Origin of the sequence: Metabacillus rhizosphaerae, from assembly GCF_037201795.1 — a bacterium.
Classification (GTDB): domain Bacteria; phylum Bacillota; class Bacilli; order Bacillales; family Bacillaceae; genus Metabacillus; species Metabacillus rhizosphaerae.
The window spans coordinates 3,412,122-3,428,604 of the sequence record NZ_CP147403.1 but is presented as its reverse complement, the minus strand read 5'-3'; the positions used below and the strand labels follow the sequence as shown (position 1 = coordinate 3,428,604).

Annotated in this window: 17 protein-coding genes and 1 pseudogene; 7 read left to right on the top strand and 11 right to left on the bottom strand. The window is 35.4% G+C overall.

Annotated elements, in window-relative coordinates; all coding sequences use genetic code 11:
* Positions 1 to 22: 22 nt before the first annotated feature.
* A complete protein-coding gene (locus WCV66_RS16770; protein WP_338786180.1) occupies positions 23 to 1,006 on the bottom strand; it encodes an aldo/keto reductase in 984 nt (327 codons plus the stop codon).
* A gap of 253 nt (positions 1,007 to 1,259) precedes the next feature.
* On the opposite strand from WCV66_RS16770, the gene WCV66_RS16765 reads away from it, so the two are divergent.
* Positions 1,260 to 2,177 (top strand): AraC family transcriptional regulator, encoded by a 918-nt coding sequence (locus WCV66_RS16765; protein ID WP_338786179.1) that lies wholly within the window; start codon positions 1,260 to 1,262, stop codon positions 2,175 to 2,177.
* A 110-nt stretch (positions 2,178 to 2,287) separates the two neighbouring features.
* On the opposite strand, the gene WCV66_RS16760 is transcribed toward WCV66_RS16765, so the two are convergent.
* From WCV66_RS16760 to WCV66_RS16745, 4 genes are all read right to left on the bottom strand, one after another.
* Positions 2,288 to 2,977 carry a DUF4405 domain-containing protein gene (locus WCV66_RS16760; RefSeq protein ID WP_338786178.1) on the bottom strand — a complete coding sequence of 230 codons (690 nt, stop codon included), beginning with the start codon at positions 2,975 to 2,977 and terminating at the stop codon, positions 2,288 to 2,290.
* 100 nt (positions 2,978 to 3,077) lie between these two features.
* Positions 3,078 to 3,785 carry a cytochrome P460 family protein gene (locus WCV66_RS16755; protein WP_338786177.1) on the bottom strand — a complete coding sequence of 236 codons (708 nt, stop codon included), beginning with the start codon at positions 3,783 to 3,785 and terminating at the stop codon, positions 3,078 to 3,080.
* A 712-nt stretch (positions 3,786 to 4,497) separates the two neighbouring features.
* Entirely contained in the window at positions 4,498 to 5,655 is a 1,158-nt protein-coding gene (locus tag WCV66_RS16750) for an MFS transporter (protein ID WP_338786176.1), read from the bottom strand.
* A 65-nt stretch (positions 5,656 to 5,720) separates the two neighbouring features.
* A complete protein-coding gene (locus WCV66_RS16745) occupies positions 5,721 to 6,701 on the bottom strand; it encodes an aldo/keto reductase (RefSeq protein WP_338786175.1) in 981 nt (326 codons plus the stop codon).
* Between the two features lie 389 nt (positions 6,702 to 7,090).
* Between WCV66_RS16745 and WCV66_RS16740 the strand changes: the two genes are divergently transcribed.
* Entirely contained in the window at positions 7,091 to 7,645 is a 555-nt protein-coding gene (locus tag WCV66_RS16740) for a TetR/AcrR family transcriptional regulator (protein ID WP_338786174.1), read from the top strand.
* Positions 7,646 to 8,512: 867 nt separating this feature from the next.
* Here the strand turns inward: WCV66_RS16740 and WCV66_RS16735 are convergent.
* The 3 genes from WCV66_RS16735 to WCV66_RS16720 all read right to left on the bottom strand — a co-directional run bounded on the left by WCV66_RS16735 (position 8,513) and on the right by WCV66_RS16720 (position 10,734).
* The gene (locus tag WCV66_RS16735) at positions 8,513 to 8,962 is read right to left on the bottom strand and encodes a S1 domain-containing RNA-binding protein (protein ID WP_338786173.1); all 450 of its coding nucleotides are present in this window, start codon (positions 8,960 to 8,962) and stop codon (positions 8,513 to 8,515) included.
* A 603-nt stretch (positions 8,963 to 9,565) separates the two neighbouring features.
* Positions 9,566 to 10,018, bottom strand: coding sequence for a hypothetical protein (locus tag WCV66_RS16725; protein WP_338786172.1), 453 nt, complete (start codon positions 10,016 to 10,018; stop codon positions 9,566 to 9,568).
* Between the two features lie 116 nt (positions 10,019 to 10,134).
* Entirely contained in the window at positions 10,135 to 10,734 is a 600-nt protein-coding gene (locus tag WCV66_RS16720; protein WP_338786171.1) for a vWA domain-containing protein, read from the bottom strand.
* A 91-nt stretch (positions 10,735 to 10,825) separates the two neighbouring features.
* Between WCV66_RS16720 and WCV66_RS16715 the strand changes: the two genes are divergently transcribed.
* From WCV66_RS16715 to WCV66_RS16700, 4 genes and pseudogenes are all read left to right on the top strand, one after another.
* A complete protein-coding gene (locus tag WCV66_RS16715; protein ID WP_338786170.1) occupies positions 10,826 to 11,305 on the top strand; it encodes a hypothetical protein in 480 nt (159 codons plus the stop codon).
* A gap of 814 nt (positions 11,306 to 12,119) precedes the next feature.
* Positions 12,120 to 12,596 carry a YsnF/AvaK domain-containing protein gene (locus WCV66_RS16710; protein ID WP_338786169.1) on the top strand — a complete coding sequence of 159 codons (477 nt, stop codon included), beginning with the start codon at positions 12,120 to 12,122 and terminating at the stop codon, positions 12,594 to 12,596.
* Positions 12,597 to 12,674: 78 nt separating this feature from the next.
* Positions 12,675 to 13,202 carry a YsnF/AvaK domain-containing protein gene (locus tag WCV66_RS16705; RefSeq protein ID WP_338786168.1) on the top strand — a complete coding sequence of 176 codons (528 nt, stop codon included), beginning with the start codon at positions 12,675 to 12,677 and terminating at the stop codon, positions 13,200 to 13,202.
* Positions 13,203 to 13,332: 130 nt separating this feature from the next.
* A pseudogene (locus WCV66_RS16700) lies at positions 13,333 to 13,752 on the top strand (CPBP family intramembrane glutamic endopeptidase); the annotation flags it as partial.
* A 212-nt stretch (positions 13,753 to 13,964) separates the two neighbouring features.
* Here the strand turns inward: WCV66_RS16700 and WCV66_RS26855 are convergent.
* On the bottom strand, positions 13,965 to 14,021 hold the full coding sequence (locus WCV66_RS26855) for a hypothetical protein (protein WP_227551731.1): 57 nt from the start codon (positions 14,019 to 14,021) through the stop codon (positions 13,965 to 13,967).
* 407 nt (positions 14,022 to 14,428) lie between these two features.
* Between WCV66_RS26855 and WCV66_RS16695 the strand changes: the two genes are divergently transcribed.
* Positions 14,429 to 14,575 (top strand): BH0509 family protein, encoded by a 147-nt coding sequence (locus WCV66_RS16695; protein ID WP_338786167.1) that lies wholly within the window; start codon positions 14,429 to 14,431, stop codon positions 14,573 to 14,575.
* A gap of 367 nt (positions 14,576 to 14,942) precedes the next feature.
* Here the strand turns inward: WCV66_RS16695 and WCV66_RS16690 are convergent, their stop codons facing one another.
* Positions 14,943 to 15,320, bottom strand: coding sequence for a hypothetical protein (locus WCV66_RS16690; protein ID WP_338786166.1), 378 nt, complete (start codon positions 15,318 to 15,320; stop codon positions 14,943 to 14,945).
* Between the two features lie 641 nt (positions 15,321 to 15,961).
* Positions 15,962 to 16,315 (bottom strand): hypothetical protein, encoded by a 354-nt coding sequence (locus WCV66_RS16685; protein ID WP_338786165.1) that lies wholly within the window; start codon positions 16,313 to 16,315, stop codon positions 15,962 to 15,964.
* Between the last annotated feature and the right edge of the window lie 168 nt (positions 16,316 to 16,483).

The following is a 16,483-nucleotide window of genomic DNA, read 5'->3' as shown; positions in this document are numbered from 1 at the left end:
GTTTTATAAACATTTATATCTGTTATTTGCCCACTCTATTTGCATATTCAGCCGGATAGCGCTCTCCTGAAATCTCAATCTTTGAAAGTGCGTCGTTTAAATCAATTAGTTCTATTGGAGTTAGCTCCACTTCCGCTGCACCAAGATTTTCTTCTAAGCTCTCTAATTTCCTTGTGCCGGGAATCGGAACTATCCATGGTTTCTGAGCAAGTACCCACGCTAGTGCGATTTGAGCTGGTTTTGCGCCTTTTCCTAGAGCAATCGTCTTTATCAAATCGACCAAAACCTGATTAGCTTCGATATTCTCCGATTTGAAGCGAGGTACAATGCTGCGAAAGTCAGAGCTAGCGAATGTTGCATCTTTATCAATTTTTCCGGTAAGGAAGCCTTTGCCTAGCGGGCTGAACGGAACAAAGCCGATTCCAAGTTCTTCAAGGGTAGGAAGCAGTTGTTCTTCAGGACTTCTCCACATCATGGAGTATTCACTTTGAATAGCAGTAAGCGGATGAACTGCGTGTGCACGGCGAATGGTTTCCACTCCGGCTTCGGAAAGTCCCCAATGCTTGACCTTCCCTTCCTTGATTAGGTCTTGTACAACTCCAGCTACTTCCTCAATTGGCACATTGGGATCAACTCGATGCTGATAGTAAAGGTCAATAGTATCAACTTTAAGACGTTCGAGTGAGCCTTCAACTGATTTCCTAATCTGTTCTGGGTTACTGTCAAGTATTTGCTTCCCATTTACCATTTGGATACCAAATTTAGTAGCAATGACGACCTTTCCCTTGAATGGGGCAAGTGCTTCGCCTACCAACTCTTCATTTACATATGGACCATATACTTCAGCAGTATCAAAGAAAGTTACACCTCTGTCAATCGCCGAATGGATAAGCGAAATCATCTCTTTTTTGTCTGGTGCAGGACCATAACCATGGCTCATACCCATGCATCCAAGTCCAATAGCAGAAACTTCTAGGTCACTTTTTCCTAATTTACGTTTTTGCATAATTTTTCTTCCTTTCCTTTTATGTTTGTCCCATTAAACTGTTAAATTTTGTTCTTAGTCTTTAGAGACATTCAATAAACATCAGGTGGAATTGTATGAATAACTCAGTAACCTTATTATGCAACAAATGAAATCACGCTTGGTATCACAATCGTATCAAATGATTGCATAATCCTCTCACAACCATTTACGCAGAAAGTGAATTAGCTTTATAATGAGACCAATGCGGATGAAGAATACAAAGGAGGATTTTATGCTTGAACAATTATATAGACAAAGAGTTGAGCTTTCAAAAATTATAGAGAGTCACACAGGGAGGGACGGAACTCAAATGACTTCCATACCATCTTTATTTTTCTCCCGTTATTCTAATGAAACTGGACCAAATTATGGAGTTCACAAGCCTTCCTTATGTATTGTCGTTCAAGGGATGAAGGAGGTAATGCTTTCTCAGGAACGCTTTAGGTACGGTCCAGCCGATTACCTTGTTGCATCCGTTAACCTGCCAATTACCGGACAAGTCACTGAAGCCTCTTTCGAAGTTCCTTATCTTGCTCTCAAACTTGAATTCACACCGAGTGAAATATTGGAGGTGTTACGTGAATTCCAAATGGGAGTTGACAAAAAAGAGCATGCTAAACGAGGAATGTATGTCAGTAAAATTGATCAATCTTTACTTGACGCGGTAACAAGATTAGCTCGTTTGCTAGATACTCCGAAAGACATCAAGGTCCTTGCTCCTCTAATCATGAAAGAAATCATCTATAGGGTTCTGCAAGGAGAACATGGTGGTATGCTAAAACAAATAGCAATAGAAGGAAGTTCTACCCATCAAATCAGTGACGTGATTAAACATATCATGAATAACTATGAAAAGCCTTTTAAGATTGAGGAGCTTGCGGAAATAGCAAATATGAGTGTTTCTTCTCTTCATAGGCACTTTAAAGAGGTTACTGCAATGAGTCCAATCCAATTCCAAAAACAACTAAGACTTCAAGAAGCTAGAAGCCTGTTGCTAGCCGAGTCATCGGATGCAGCAGATGTAGCATTCCGTGTAGGCTATGAGAGTCCATCACAATTCAGCCGTGAATATTCGCGCAAGTTTGGTTTACCACCAAAAGAAGACATAAAGCTTCTGAGGGAGCAATATGAACAAAAGGTAAAAGCTTAATTCCCCTTCACATGGGTTCATTCTATGTATCAATTATAGTCGCACCTACACTTTAAATAATATGAAAAAGTGCATTAATTGCGGATTAATGCACTTTTTCATTCTGCAATTTACCTTTCTATATTCACCATAGCTTTTTCCTTCTTCCGAACAAATTTCAGAGCATAATGAGTCCCACTAATATATATTCCCATGATGGATAGATGATCAATTAAAAAACCCATGGAGGACTTATCAATGTTCCAACCAAATGGATTATAGACCGTTAACTTGTAAAACATATCTCTCTCAAAAGAAGCCTGTACACCATAAGCAACAATCAACACCGCTAAGACACGAAGCACAATTGTGCGGATGCGGTTGGTGCTAGTAATTCCTGTCATCTTTCGTACTGAATTTATAATTGTTCCCCAGGACATCCCAATATGCACAGCCATGAAGATAAATCCCCAATATGAAGTCATGACATGTATTTGTAATAGAGTCATGTCATTGTTTATAGGAATAAAGGCAAATATGTCACGGGAAATTGGCACTGAACTTAGCATCACAACAGCCATAGATACTAGAAAAAGTAAATTGACCGCAATGCTCAGAATGCGTCGTACATTGTGCTTGCCTTTAAAAATCGTCTTATACCATCTTCGATTTAAAAAATTATGAGTAATAAACAACAAAAACAATATTACTCCTACCAGTTCATGAATTGTATTTCCGGTAATCTGGTAAGTCATTACAACTAACATCAGAACTGTCATAGAAAGATCAATAACCAGCCTAATTAACATATTTCGTTTCAAGAAGTTCTCCTCTTTCTAAATTAATTTACATTTGGGTAAGTTTTCTACCTTGATGCACTTTTTAAATCGATTTCCGATCAAATGCTCAATCCTATGTCACTTAACTATAATGAATCATTAAAAGAACCTTTTGGATGATCCCAGCCTTTTCTTCATTTTCTATTAAGCTATCCCTTAGCAAATTATCCTGTGAGTCCTCTTTTACTACCCAGTGATCAGTAGGGATACGTGTGATTTGGGATTCTGTACTGCTTTCCTTTGATCCTGTAAAATTTTCAAGATCATAACTCTTCATTTCATCCAACGTGTTAATATATTCATCCCGTTCTTGATTCGCATGGCAGGTAAAGCAGCGACCGATATCTTCTTCATAATCCAGCGACCTGTCAGCATTGAATTCTTGGTATTGCCAATCTCCGTTACGTGGTGTCCCTTCTGGTGTTTGGTCTCCCCAACCAGTGCGCTTTTCCATCACGAAGATTTCATCAAGCTCTTCATCCCTATATATTTCGAGAGTGATTACGGTGCCATCAGGAAATGGTTGCCCGTTCTGCACTGCTTCAATTGCTTCTTGGCTCGTATAGAGTTCCTCTCTAACATTTCCTCGATGGACTGTCGTGTAATTCACACCCTTATTGTAGTTCTCAGGAAATTCAACAAGTTCACGGTCATAACTAGATTGTTCCTGTTGGGAAGTGTCTCCAGATGGCATCTGTTGGGAAACCCCATTTGTATCATTATTGTTGTTGCATGCCGTAAGAAGTAGAGACATCACCAATGAAAGAGACGGAATTAGTAGTTTTTTCATATTGTTTTCCTCCTACAATTTTACGTATTTTTATCGATTCTTAGAGTCCAATTTGTATAAGATTCTAAAGGATGTGGTGCTGTTTACCATAGGTAATGACGATACTTTAGGACTAGCAATTTATGTTTCTATGCATCAAGTGCACCGTGTTTAGAACCTTGGGTATTATTTTTCAATAGAATTATAGTTATTGAAGAAGTAGATGCCTTTTTATTATGCAACAAATAAAAAAACGACCGATACCCTATTCCTCTCAAAATGTTGCCTAATCCTACCACAATAAAATTTTTAAGTTTTACGCCTGTATATTTTCAAGAAATCACAAATAGTTTCGTATAGAAATTTTTTATTAGAATGGAATGATTTAACGGCAATTTGTCATAGCAGTACCTGGGGGATATTGTGGTGAAGACTCTATTGTTATCCTTATGAAAAACAGCATCAATTTATAGAGGAAGAAGAGAATGACTAAGGGGAAAAACGATTTACTAGGTGTATAACCATACTAATTAAATGAAGAACAAAAACCCGGATAAGACAACAATATTTAAAGAAGTCCTTTATCCGGGTTTTATTTAGAATAAAGTGTGTATTAAGCTATCATCTATTATTACGGAAGATCTTTTAAGAAAACGCTACAGGAAAATCAAAATTACAACCTGATTTAATTTCTACATTGATACAGAAGAAATGCAATTAAGTACACCTTAGGTTAAGCTACTTCAACTTGCTTTTGTTTCTTTTTCAATAAGCGTTTCTCATAGAAAGTGAACAGCAACAAGGCAAACGTTACCGATACGGCGCTGACCGTAAACAATACCTGATAGCTCGTATACTGGGAAACCCATCCTAACATGATTGCACCTAGTCCGATTCCGAGGTCAGTAGCAGTCAATAAAGAAGCATTGGCAACCCCTTTTCGTTCCGGGTTGGCAAGACGGATTGTCGCTGCCTGAAGAGCCGGTTGTGCTGAACCGAAACCAATACCGTACAGAACAGCCGAAACGAGTACGCCGAACAATCCGGTTGAGAAGCTTAAGACAATTAATGCAGAAATTGTAATCATAAGAGCAGGAATAATGACAAATTTCTCGCCATACCGGTCCGAAAGTTTTCCTGCAATTGGACGGCTAAGGACAAGAGTTGCCGCATAGGTCAGGAAAAAAACACCGGAATTGACCATGAGCGAGTTAGCGAATAGCGGGACAAAAGCCGTAATACCACCATAAGCAATATTTACAAAAAAGACAGATCCCGCAACTGGTAAAATTGACTTTTCAAAAAGTTCAATTTTCCTCGTGCCTGATTTTGGTTGAAAAGGCATTTTTGCTCCAAGCATCAAGAGCAGCGATACAACAGAAAGGCATACAGCAAAAAGGAACAGAGCAGTGTATGATAGCTCATCAATCACCCAAATACCGAACATAGGGCCAATCGCCATAGCCAGGGTCATGGCCGTACTAAACCACCCCATTCCTTCTCCGCGCCGAGTGGATGGGATTATATCCGTAATCGCCGTGAAAATGGCTGTTGTAGAAAAAGCCCAGCTCATCCCATGCAATATTCTGAGCCCCATTAAAACAACGATCCCACCGACCCAACCATACATATACATCACCAAGGTGAAGAGAAGCAGCCCCCAGACGACAAACGGACGTCTACCGAATCGGTCCAGAAGTACACCAACGATCGGGCGAAAAATAACTGCAGACAGCATAAATATACCTACCGCTAGACCAACCTGTGCTTCGTTCCCACCCAGCTGTTTAATAAACAGTGGCAGTGTAGGGAGTAGCATATAAAATCCTGTAAATAGGAAAAACATCCCTACTGTCATGAGAATAAACGACTTCGTCCATAGACGTTCCACTTTCATTCCTCCTCTGGTGAAGTTTTAGGCGACATCGGTATCATAATGCTATTGTCGTACAGAAATTATTGAAAACCAACCACTGGATGCGGTACATACGGTTCTTCCATCAAAGCAACCTCTTCAGGAGTTAACGTAATTGAAAGAGCAGCTACCGCATCTTCGAGATGAGTCATTTTCGTAGCCCCAATGATAGGAGAAGTAACAGGTTCCTTTTGTAGCACCCAAGCAAGCGCGATTTGAGCCATTGGAACACCTCGTTCTTTGGCTATTTCTGCTACTCGTCCAGCCACTTTGCGATCAGACTCGGAAGTAGAAGGAAAAAAACTTTTACCGGTTTCATCTATTTCCGAACGAGCAGTTGATTCATCCCAATTACGTGCTAATCTTCCTTTTGCAAGGGGACTCCAAGGAATGACACCGATTTTTTCTTCCTTGCAAAGCGGCAGCATCTCTCTCTCCTCCTCACGGTATAGGAGATTTACAAGATTCTGCATCGATACAAACTTAGTCCATCCATTTTTCTCAGCAATATGGTTTGCCTTCAGTAACTGCCATGCATACATGGAAGAAGCACCTATGTACCTTGCTTTCCCTGCTTTTACAACATCGTGAAGCGCTTCCATTGTTTCTTCGATTGGTGTATGATAATCCCAGCGATGGATCTGATATAGATCTATGTAGTCTGTTCCTAATCTCATTAGACTTTTATCAATTTCACTCATAATAGCCTTTCGAGAAAGTCCAGCACCATTTGCACCTTCATGCATACGGAAATAAACTTTCGACGCTATAACAACTTCATCCCGATTTGCATATTCCTTTAATGCCCGTCCAACAATTTGCTCACTTGTTCCATCAGAATAAATATTTGCTGTATCAAAAAAGTTAATGCCTAATTCAAGTGCTTTCTTTATTATTGGGCGACTTTGCTCCTCACCAAGTGACCAAGGCGCAATTCCTCTCTCTGGTACACCAAAGCTCATACATCCAAGACATAGACGCGAGACATCTAAACCTGTATTTCCAAGTTTAACATATTCCATTAATGTAACCCCCTTTTTAAATACATATAAAAACCAACTAATATCTACAATTATAAATACATCGAAAGCACTTTCAATTGTTAAATGGCTACGATTTGTTCAATAGTAAACAAAATGATTATAATTGTTCATTATCTATATAGGTATTGCAGTATAATCCAAATACTTAACTATTAATAAACTAGTAAAACAGCTTTAAGGTAACTTTCATTAAAGCAGCTATACTTCTAAAATTAGAGTAGCAACTAGACCTCTTAGAAACAAACATTGAAACATTAATGAACATACGCCTATAATTATATTCAGAATAAGACCCTATCAAAAAACTTACTATTTAACATGACAATATTAGTTGTTAACGATATTAAGAAAGTTTGGTGACCATACAAATGGCTAAAGTAGACAGAAGAATACTTAAGTCTCAAGAAGCAATAAAAAATGCTGTGATCGAACTTATGTCTGAAAAAAAGTATGATGACATTACCATACAAAATATTTCAGATCGAGCAAATGTTAGTCGCGGAACTATTTATCTTCATTATTTAGATAAGTACGATTTACTAGAAAAATTAATTGAAGAACATATTCATAAAATGGAGGAAATCTGTGAATCGACATCTGCCCTAGAATTTATAGATGCCAACCTGCCTTGGTTCGAATACCTCGAACAAAATTACTTATTTTTTTCAACAATGTTAGCTAGTAAAAAAGGAGCACCTTATTTTCGGAATAAGTTCCATGAGTTTTTAATTGAAGAGTTCAAGGATGAAGTAGATGTAACTAGTTCTGGTGGAAAGAATTATGAATTACAAGAGGATATTATTCTACAATTTATTGTTACTTCATACGTCGGTTTAGTAGAATGGTGGCTTACAAATGAAATGCCTTACCCAGCAGAAGAAATGGCAAAACAAGTGGGGATTTTGTTAGATAGAAATATATAATGATTGATAAAATACAAATATTAAAAGCCCCGTTCAGCATTGTATTGAACGAGGCCTTTGCAGTAACTTCGGTTTGAGTATACCTTTCACACCAATCTTTCATTATCTGATTCAAAGATAAATACTCACCCATCCTTATTCAGGTTTGTTCATACCTAAGATCCCTCGAACTTCCATTCCAGGTTAAATTCCTGCGTTGTGTTAAATTGTTGTATTAATTCACATCTGTGAACAATATAAAATAAAAAATATCCATCCTCAATTGTCAAATCATCTTGATTTGTGAATTAATACACAAATTTATAGAAATTGTTCATTCCTTGTAAAGTCTGAGAAACATTTTAACCCAATTCTTTCTAAAACGTATGCCATTTTCACTCAAATTTTATAATTCAATGCACCTGCTGCTCTCTTTAAAATAAAAAACCTAAACCACATAATGGATACGGAAAAACTCCACCAATTTAGCGATTTAGGTTCTTTACCTTATGACCAACATTAATGATTTGGTTTTGCCTGTATACCAGTAACAATCCTAAAATCAAGTTTATTGTTGGTTGCCTATAATTATAAACGGAAGCTAGATGATTACAATGATCAAATCAACGCCTTTGGTGCATTATTATACAAATTTACAATAGTTGTTAATTATTTTCAAAATGTTTAGAAATTCCTTTCTGCTAATGCTATAGATACGATTTAATTTGATTATAATGGAGTTTGTATGATAAAACATAAAAAAATCCCGAATAATGGACTTTTTTATAAGTGTCCATTATTCGGGATAAAGTTCAATGCATGGCTAACCCTGCTTTTTTAAAAGAAAAGTTCATTTATCTATAAAATGAAATATCAAAAAAGCAACAGTTATCCGCGTCTTCCGCCTCTACCGCCCCGTTTTGATTCTGTACTACGTTTAAGAGTGGATAAATTCTCTTCACTACTCTTTAAAAAACGAGACATTTTATCTTCAAAATTTTCCTTTGGTTTGAAATTGCTTTTTGAACGGAAGTCTTTTGATCTGCTGTCAGTTCTTCCCTGGCGTGCTGGGCGTTGGGAATAAGAAGAGGTTTGTCCTTCTGGTTTATCTATAGCTTTTTTGATGGACAAGGCCGTTTTTCCGTCTTTCTCACTAATTATTTTTACTTCAACTTGGTCGCCTACTTTTAGATGGTCATTTACATCTTTTACATAGCTATCTGCTACTTCACTGATATGCACAAGACCTGTCGAACCTCCTGGTAATTCTACGAATGCTCCAAAATTAGTGATGCCTGTTACTTTACCTTGTACCTTGCTTCCTACTTCAATTGACATAAATATAATGTTCCCCCTTAATATTGTAAAAACACTTTATTATAACAGATTGAAGCAAATAATACTAATTAGAGTAATTTTCCTCTTATTTGTTAATTCGTCCTTCTAACTAAAGCGGGTTTAATTCAGTTTTTTCTTTGAGTAGAATTAAATAATAGTAAAAATAAGAAGGTTTAGAATGTTTATTAGAGGGTAAAAGTTTGTTAAATCATAATATAAATGGAGGTTCTACTATGGTTGTGAAAAAAATTAAAAAAATTTTAGAAAATCCTAAAGTAAAAGAAGCAGTAACTGAAAAAGTAATACCGGCTATTAAGAAGGAAATAAAAAAGAAAAAAAATAGATGATGTGTAAAACGACTATATACTTACTACTCCTATAGAAATGGAGCATTTGCAAAGTCATATCTTTAATCTTGAAATTGATTTTAACATCGTTCTTCAATACCAAGAGCACCTATCAAATATTTCGGTTGAAATAGATGCCCTCGCTAGTGAGATTGAAGTATATAAGCAACTTCAATCTATCCCCTGGAATCAGAGAGAAAATCGCTGCAACGATTGTTTCTGAAGTTGAAGTGATAAATCGATAGTTTAAATAAAACTACATAACTTCTAAAACAAATGCATAAAAAGCATCTCCATGAGATAGGTTCGCTTCCTTTTCATCCATCCACCATCCACCATAAGAATAGTAGTAAACACCTTTTTGTGTAGGTGCTAAAAAACTATTTTCTTTAACCAAGACTTCATTTTCATTATTTTCACTAATTTGTGTAAGATGGAATTCGTTAGGTTTTGGTTCATAGTCCATTATAAAAGATATTTTCTCACCAGGATTTACTTTTATAGGTTCTTTTCCCTCTAAAAGTTCAACAGGTCCAGCCATATCAACACATGTACCTTTCCAACAATAAGTGCCAAGCTTTGTTTCATACTTTTCATTACCAATTTGTATATAGACTTCTGGAGGTTTTTCTCCTGACATTTCTTCTTTTGAACAACCAATAATGATAAAGCCAAAAAGAACTAATAATACATAAAGACATTTATTCATAAACTTCCCCCTTTATGTTTAAAGACGTATTAAAATAAGCAAAGGTTACTCATATATTATAGATGGAATTTTTGGATCATTATTTAATTGATAGATGTAAAGCAAGATATTTCTGTTTATATTCTCCTCCCTTGTATTTCAGACACTGCCTCAAATACCATGTTATACATTTTTTTAACTCCTTTATTTGAAGCATCAAAGTTATATGCATTCTCATCCTCAATTCCAATATTACCAGCCTCTGCTGCTGCATCCATATTTGCACCTAAAAAGATAAACTCCCAGTTGTATTTTTCCTTCTGTTGTGCGATCAGTTGTTTCAATTTTTCATAAGTAAATTCACGGCTGGCATTTTCTAGACCGTCTGTTGTAATAACGAAGATCACCTTGCTCGGTCTTTCCTCTTCGCTTATATGATAAAGCCTATTCCCTACATCAACGATCGTCTTCCCTACTGCATCCAGTAAGGCGGTAGTTCCACTTACAAAATAATCCTTATCCGTTAGAACAGCATGCTGTACGTCAATACCATTCCATAGTATTTCATAGGTATCGTCAAAAAGAACAGCCGTAACATTTGTTTCAGCGTTTATTTGACTTTGTTTCTTAATAAAAGCATTAAATCCGCCAATTGTATCACTCTCTAAACCTGCCATTGAACCGCTGCGGTCAAGAAGAAAAATAATTTCTGTCATATTCGTATTTATATAGATCAACATCCTTTCAATTGTGTTTATGCTATAAGTTTAGTGGAGTTCAAACTTGTTTTGGTCGCTTGTTAAGCGACATTTTTGGAGGGGCTATTTTATGTTTGAGAAAAAGATTTTAAGTGAATTACAGGAATATATTGAGCTAAATACAGTGGTATTGGCTTTTCTTAGTTCTAAACCAATTATTATTGAGGATGTAAAACAAAACGCATTAGAAGAATTTATTACTATTCATCGTGAACCATCATTTGCTCAAGTTTTGTTTAGTTTCGTTGATAAAAAAGGCTGCAGTGACTCCGACATTTACAAAAAGGCCGGTATTGACCGCAGGCATTTTTCGAAAATCCGCTCTAAATCCGATTATCGTCCAGGTAAACCTACAGTGATTGCGTTGGCCCTTGCACTTGAACTTAACGAAGAAGAAACCGATCAACTATTAGGTTCTGCCGGTTTCTCCTTATCAAATAGTGATACGTTTGATTTAGTTATTCTATTTTGTTTAGAAAAGAGAATATATGACCTAGATGAAGTTAATCAAGCTCTGGAGTACTTACATTTAAAGCCTTTAATTAAGTAATAGGTTAGTATTTGTCTTAAATTATGATTTTCTACAAAGGATTTACATTAATAATGGTATTATTATTCCAATATTCTAATAGTAGAAAAATATAAGTAAAAGGGCTGTTCGGTGCTAGTACACCAAACAGTCACACAATAGCTACGTTCCCTTCAGGGGCGATCAGCGATTTTGGTATATAACTCACTCACGCTATCTCGCTGGTATGCTCAAGAATGGGTTATTTTTTAGTTTCCCTCGTACAATTGTTTTTTACATTAGCGCCCGTTGAACAATCAAGGTGCACTACAACAAGTAACACCTTCTACATAAACAACCGATTACCTTTTTATTTTGGTTCAAAGTTCTTTAAGAATAAGCTATTACATAATTTTTGCGAAAGTGAAATAACAGTTAACGGATAATCTTTTCTTATTTATTAAATACTATTCTTAATATTCTCTGAAACATTTGTTATAAAAATTAAATGAATCAAATTTGCTATAATTATTTTTGCTAGTCTAAATCTTATTTATTTTGTTCGGATAGTCCCTAATTGGGAATGCATGGGTTAAAGGGTTAATTGCTTTTTCTACAACTTCACTCATTGTTTTACAGTTAGCCTTAACTTTATATACTTATTTTTTCATAATAGGCTTTTATAAAAAGTTTGATTAAACTAAATCTCCAATAAAACATTGATTATAAAATACACCAAATGACTTAGCAAAGCCTTTTTAGAAACAGACACCAAAAATGCAAGCGCATATTTTCACTCACACAGGTAACATTACTATTTGTACGATCAAAACACATCCCTGAGGAGGTTTTTAGCATGGGCTTTTTTGATTTTTTAAATGAAGAAAAAACTAAAAAGGAAACTCGAAAAGAGGTACGTGAAGTAGCTCAAACTGCCGATACAGAATTTGCAGCAGAAGATGCACATCTTGATCTCCGCCAGGAAGAATTGGACATCGATAAACATCGGGTCGAGACGGGTGATGTGACGATTCATAAGGACATTGTTGAGGAAGAACAATCAGTGAATGTACCTGTTTCCCATGATCAAGTTGTCATTGAACAAAGAGCCGTTGATCACGAACCAACAGATGAACCAATCACTGAAGAAGAAACGGTTCACATTCCAGTAACTGCTGAAAAAATTGATGTAGAAAAGCATACGGTCGTCACTGGTGAAATCTCTGCTCATAAACGTTCGGTTCAGGAAACAGAACAAGTACGCGACGTACTTCGTAAAGAAGTTGCAGATGTTGAATCACATGGTAATACAGATATTATTAAAGAGGACTAATTGTTCCCACCTACTTATCTTCCAGTTAAGTAGGTTTCTTTCCACCCTCTTACATAAAAAATAACTTCAGGAGGTCCTATGGGGAAATATATTATTATTGGGGCGATAATTGGTAGTATAATCGGTTGGATAACAGGTTTTACGGTCGTAACAGGATTCGTTTTAGGAGCAATCGTTGGAGGCATTAGTCATACAATTAATGCGAGAAGAAACATCGACGAATTCTCTGAAAAAACATATAAAAATAAAGAACAAACGCTTCAATTACGAGAAGAACAGTTGGACATAAAAAAAGAACGAGTACAAACGGGTGAGGTAAAGGTTCATAAAGAAGTCGTCGAAGAACTGAAAACGTTCACGGTTCCGATTAAGCGTGAAGAAATGGTAATAGAAGCAGGAGATGAGGAGGAACTAAGAATACCTCTGAAAGTAGAAGAAGTTGAAATAAACAAACAACCTGTGCAAGTGAATGAAGTATCGATTACAAAACGTCAAATAGAAGAAATGAAACAAATAAAGGAAAAGCTAAAAAAAGAAACAGTACACGTCGGCGTTACTGGTGATGCGGATGTCATAAAAAAGCCGCCATTTGAAACAAGGGAATAAACTAATTCCGCCATTCGGGTGGTAACAGGTGAAGGTGCTACCCGACTCCTACTCCTTCTTCGTAACCTTCGAAAGTCACCATCGTCTTACCAAAACTAACCCTTACTGCTTTGAGGATACTTCAAATCGTATACAAATACTTGGTCTACTTTTATTTGGTGTAATTTTAACGCTTTACATTCCCTCGAAATACATAGACGAAACAAACAATAGTTATCAAAATTATTCACTGTTAAGTAATTTTGCTTTTATGTTTTTAGGTGCGTTATTTGAAGAACTTTTGTTTAGAGGAATTATTCAAAATTTGCTTTTCATATTTATAGAAAACCAATGGATTGCAAATATAACAACTACTTGATTGTTCTTAGGTTTTCATACTCAATATTTCAAAAAGCCTATTATGTTAATAAATATAACTGTTCCAAGTTTGACTTTTGGTTGGATATATTTTGAAACAAATAATATTTTAGTGCCATTTGTGGTACATTTTTTAATGAACTTAGGTATGACGCTATTATTCAAATACAATTTAATAAAGGTTAAAAAATAACTTAGTTTCATGAGCACTTTTTTTGCTTTTCTTTTCATTGCTTTTCAATCATTGAATCTTTGGTTATACTAATAGTAGAAAAAACATAAACTAAAAAAGACTGCTCGGTGCTAGAACACCAAACAGTCATACAATAGCAGGTTCCCTTCAAAGGGGATCAGCGTGTTAAGGTAAAAAACTCACCCTATTGCACTCCAACGCTCAAGGGTGGGTTATTTTTTGTCTCTAAAAGATATGATGGACAATACCAAACTTGCAAATGCTATCATAAGCATTAACGTCTGATCTACTGTCATCATATGCATCACCCACTTTCCTTCTGGGGTAACGATGACCACCCTTGAGTTTCCTGACTATTGCATAACTATTATAACAGAAATAGAACTCATGTTCTGTACTAAAGATGCATTTATTTGCTATTTTTTAACGAGGTCTTACTCCTTTTTCAAATATTTCTATTTTTTAAAGATACCTTTAACAAATCTCTGACTTTTTTAGCTATGTAATAAAACCAGAAGCAATAGATAACTTTTCTATATTAATTTTTGAAAAGTAATCTCAAATTGATATTTGTTTCATCTCGATTTGAGATATATAATAAAAACAAGAAAACAAAGCAAACGCTTTCAAGATTGTAACTTCAACGTTACTTCTTATACATAAGGAGGACTTACCTATGAGCCAATTAGCAAGAGAATCTAAAGTGAAAAATTTATTAGATAAACAAAAATTCAATCAAAAAGAAATTTCCCAAATGACAGATTCACAGATTGAATATTATCACTGGCTCTATTTTGAAGATTCTGTTTACGATTATATGTAATTTGAAAATAAATTAATTCTAAAGCCTTTGTACTTAGTACAAAGGCTTTATTGTGCGTTTGAATGATACTGGGGACGATCGAAATATGAGGATATTTTGAGTGTGTTTTTCTTGTTTGAATTTGGGTTCCTTGAGAATTAGTTGGATTTGATTGTTGAATATATTTGCTTTGTTACTAAAAATGCCTTTATTGTAGAAACTTCCCCGTTCAAGTTACAACCCCTTTTTACTATTGTGGCTGAATGAGCCTTTGGTTCACTCTTTTTTTGGTTATTTCCAAAAATAAAAAAAAGAAGTTGAATATTATTTTTCAACTTCTTTAGCTTTAAAATATAGTTTAATCAACCTTCATTTTAGCCTTTACGAATTAATCCCAAAAGCTTAAATGTATCGTACTACTAGTCCTTGACTTTGCAAAAAATTCCGCTTGACTTCCTCCATCAACAAAGCCACCAATATTATAAAAATACCCACATTTGCCTCGTCCTATATATCTTGCTCCTACATAATCATTATAACTTTCAGGATCGTACTCCCACAATTCAACTTTTACCTCACCAGCTGGACCCACGTAAGCATCCCTACAAATCTTATAATCTCCGCCACCAGAGGCATACACATGACTTTCAGCACCATTAGAATAAAGACTTTCTTCTCCTAAGTAATCCCAGCCACTAGCAAATGTAGAAGAAGGGACCAACAACGCAGCTACTAATGCCACGGCACTCATTTTAAACTTTTTCATACTCATTCCTCCTCTCCCGTTTTGATTGGAAAAATATTATTACTCATATAACTTTACCAAAATCTTACTTTTTTTACATCCTTCAAAGGTAAGAGTATATAATCCTTACCTTTTTTGATTTTTTTGAAAGATACAGGACTACGGAACGAGATATAATGTAGACTCTTTTGATTTCGGTTACTATATAACTAATATAGAAAGGGGAATAAGCAATGTGGAGTATCCATATCATTATACAAATTTAGAAACCTTAGAGCTTATCTTACATAATCGAACGTTTCGTTTATCCTGTTTGAATAGAATGAATGACCTAGAAGAAGGTGATACAGAAGATTTTCAAAAGGTGGGGAGATTTATATATATATAGTTGGAACAAATAATCATATCCCATATCCACGCAATAGCAAAGACACCTATTCCGAAACCTTAGATGGAAATCCTACTTGCATAAAACCACACTTTTTCATGCAAAAATATAGGCAATCTTTTAATAGTTTTTCCTACTGTTGCTCTGCTACCTGTTGTAAAGAAGCAGCTTTATGTAAATTAATAATGAATACATACAAAAATAAGGATTTTTTTTATCAATATAGACAAAGATACTTTCCTTTTTATTTGCTTTTCATATATTGATAGCAGATTTAATAGAAAGGAGTGATATTCATATGGCTTATTACAGTTATAAATATTACTGTTATAAATATTGTTGTTATAAGAAGAAAAAATCTTACGACGATCACGATGATTATTGTTGTAAGAAGGAAAAATGCTACGATGATCACGATGATTATTGTTGTAAGAAGGAAAAATGCTACGACGATCACGTAGATTTTTGCTGTAAGAAGAAAAAATGCTGCGACGATCACGTAGATTTTTGCTGTAAGAAGAAAAAATGCTGCGACGATCACGTAGATTTTTGCTGTAAGAAGAAAAAATGCTACGACGATCACGATAAATGGTAGTTTGTTAAATAAAAGTAGGGTACCTCCTACCATGGCTTCTATTACTATTCCATTATCATTAAAAGTTTAGTGTGGTAGGTATAATAATTTTTTAAGTCATTCCTTTTATAAATTGGGATGGCTTTTTATTTACATAAAATAGAATTTTCCTTATCCCTGGTGACAACTTCGCTGATATTACCACCTTATATTGCTGAATTT

Coding starts and splice junctions, on each gene's coding strand:
- WCV66_RS16770 (WP_338786180.1), bottom strand. CDS start 1,006: ATGCAAAAACGTAAATTAGGAAAAAGTGACCTAGAAGTTTCTGCTATT.
- WCV66_RS16765 (WP_338786179.1), top strand. CDS start 1,260: ATGCTTGAACAATTATATAGACAAAGAGTTGAGCTTTCAAAAATTATA.
- WCV66_RS16755 (WP_338786177.1), bottom strand. CDS start 3,785: ATGAAAAAACTACTAATTCCGTCTCTTTCATTGGTGATGTCTCTACTT.
- WCV66_RS16745 (WP_338786175.1), bottom strand. CDS start 6,701: ATGGAATATGTTAAACTTGGAAATACAGGTTTAGATGTCTCGCGTCTA.
- WCV66_RS16740 (WP_338786174.1), top strand. CDS start 7,091: ATGGCTAAAGTAGACAGAAGAATACTTAAGTCTCAAGAAGCAATAAAA.
- WCV66_RS16735 (WP_338786173.1), bottom strand. CDS start 8,962: ATGTCAATTGAAGTAGGAAGCAAGGTACAAGGTAAAGTAACAGGCATC.
- WCV66_RS16725 (WP_338786172.1), bottom strand. CDS start 10,018: ATGAATAAATGTCTTTATGTATTATTAGTTCTTTTTGGCTTTATCATT.
- WCV66_RS16715 (WP_338786170.1), top strand. CDS start 10,826: ATGTTTGAGAAAAAGATTTTAAGTGAATTACAGGAATATATTGAGCTA.
- WCV66_RS16710 (WP_338786169.1), top strand. CDS start 12,120: ATGGGCTTTTTTGATTTTTTAAATGAAGAAAAAACTAAAAAGGAAACT.
- WCV66_RS16705 (WP_338786168.1), top strand. CDS start 12,675: ATGGGGAAATATATTATTATTGGGGCGATAATTGGTAGTATAATCGGT.
- WCV66_RS16695 (WP_338786167.1), top strand. CDS start 14,429: ATGAGCCAATTAGCAAGAGAATCTAAAGTGAAAAATTTATTAGATAAA.
- WCV66_RS16690 (WP_338786166.1), bottom strand. CDS start 15,320: ATGAAAAAGTTTAAAATGAGTGCCGTGGCATTAGTAGCTGCGTTGTTG.
- WCV66_RS16685 (WP_338786165.1), bottom strand. CDS start 16,315: ATGGTAGGAGGTACCCTACTTTTATTTAACAAACTACCATTTATCGTG.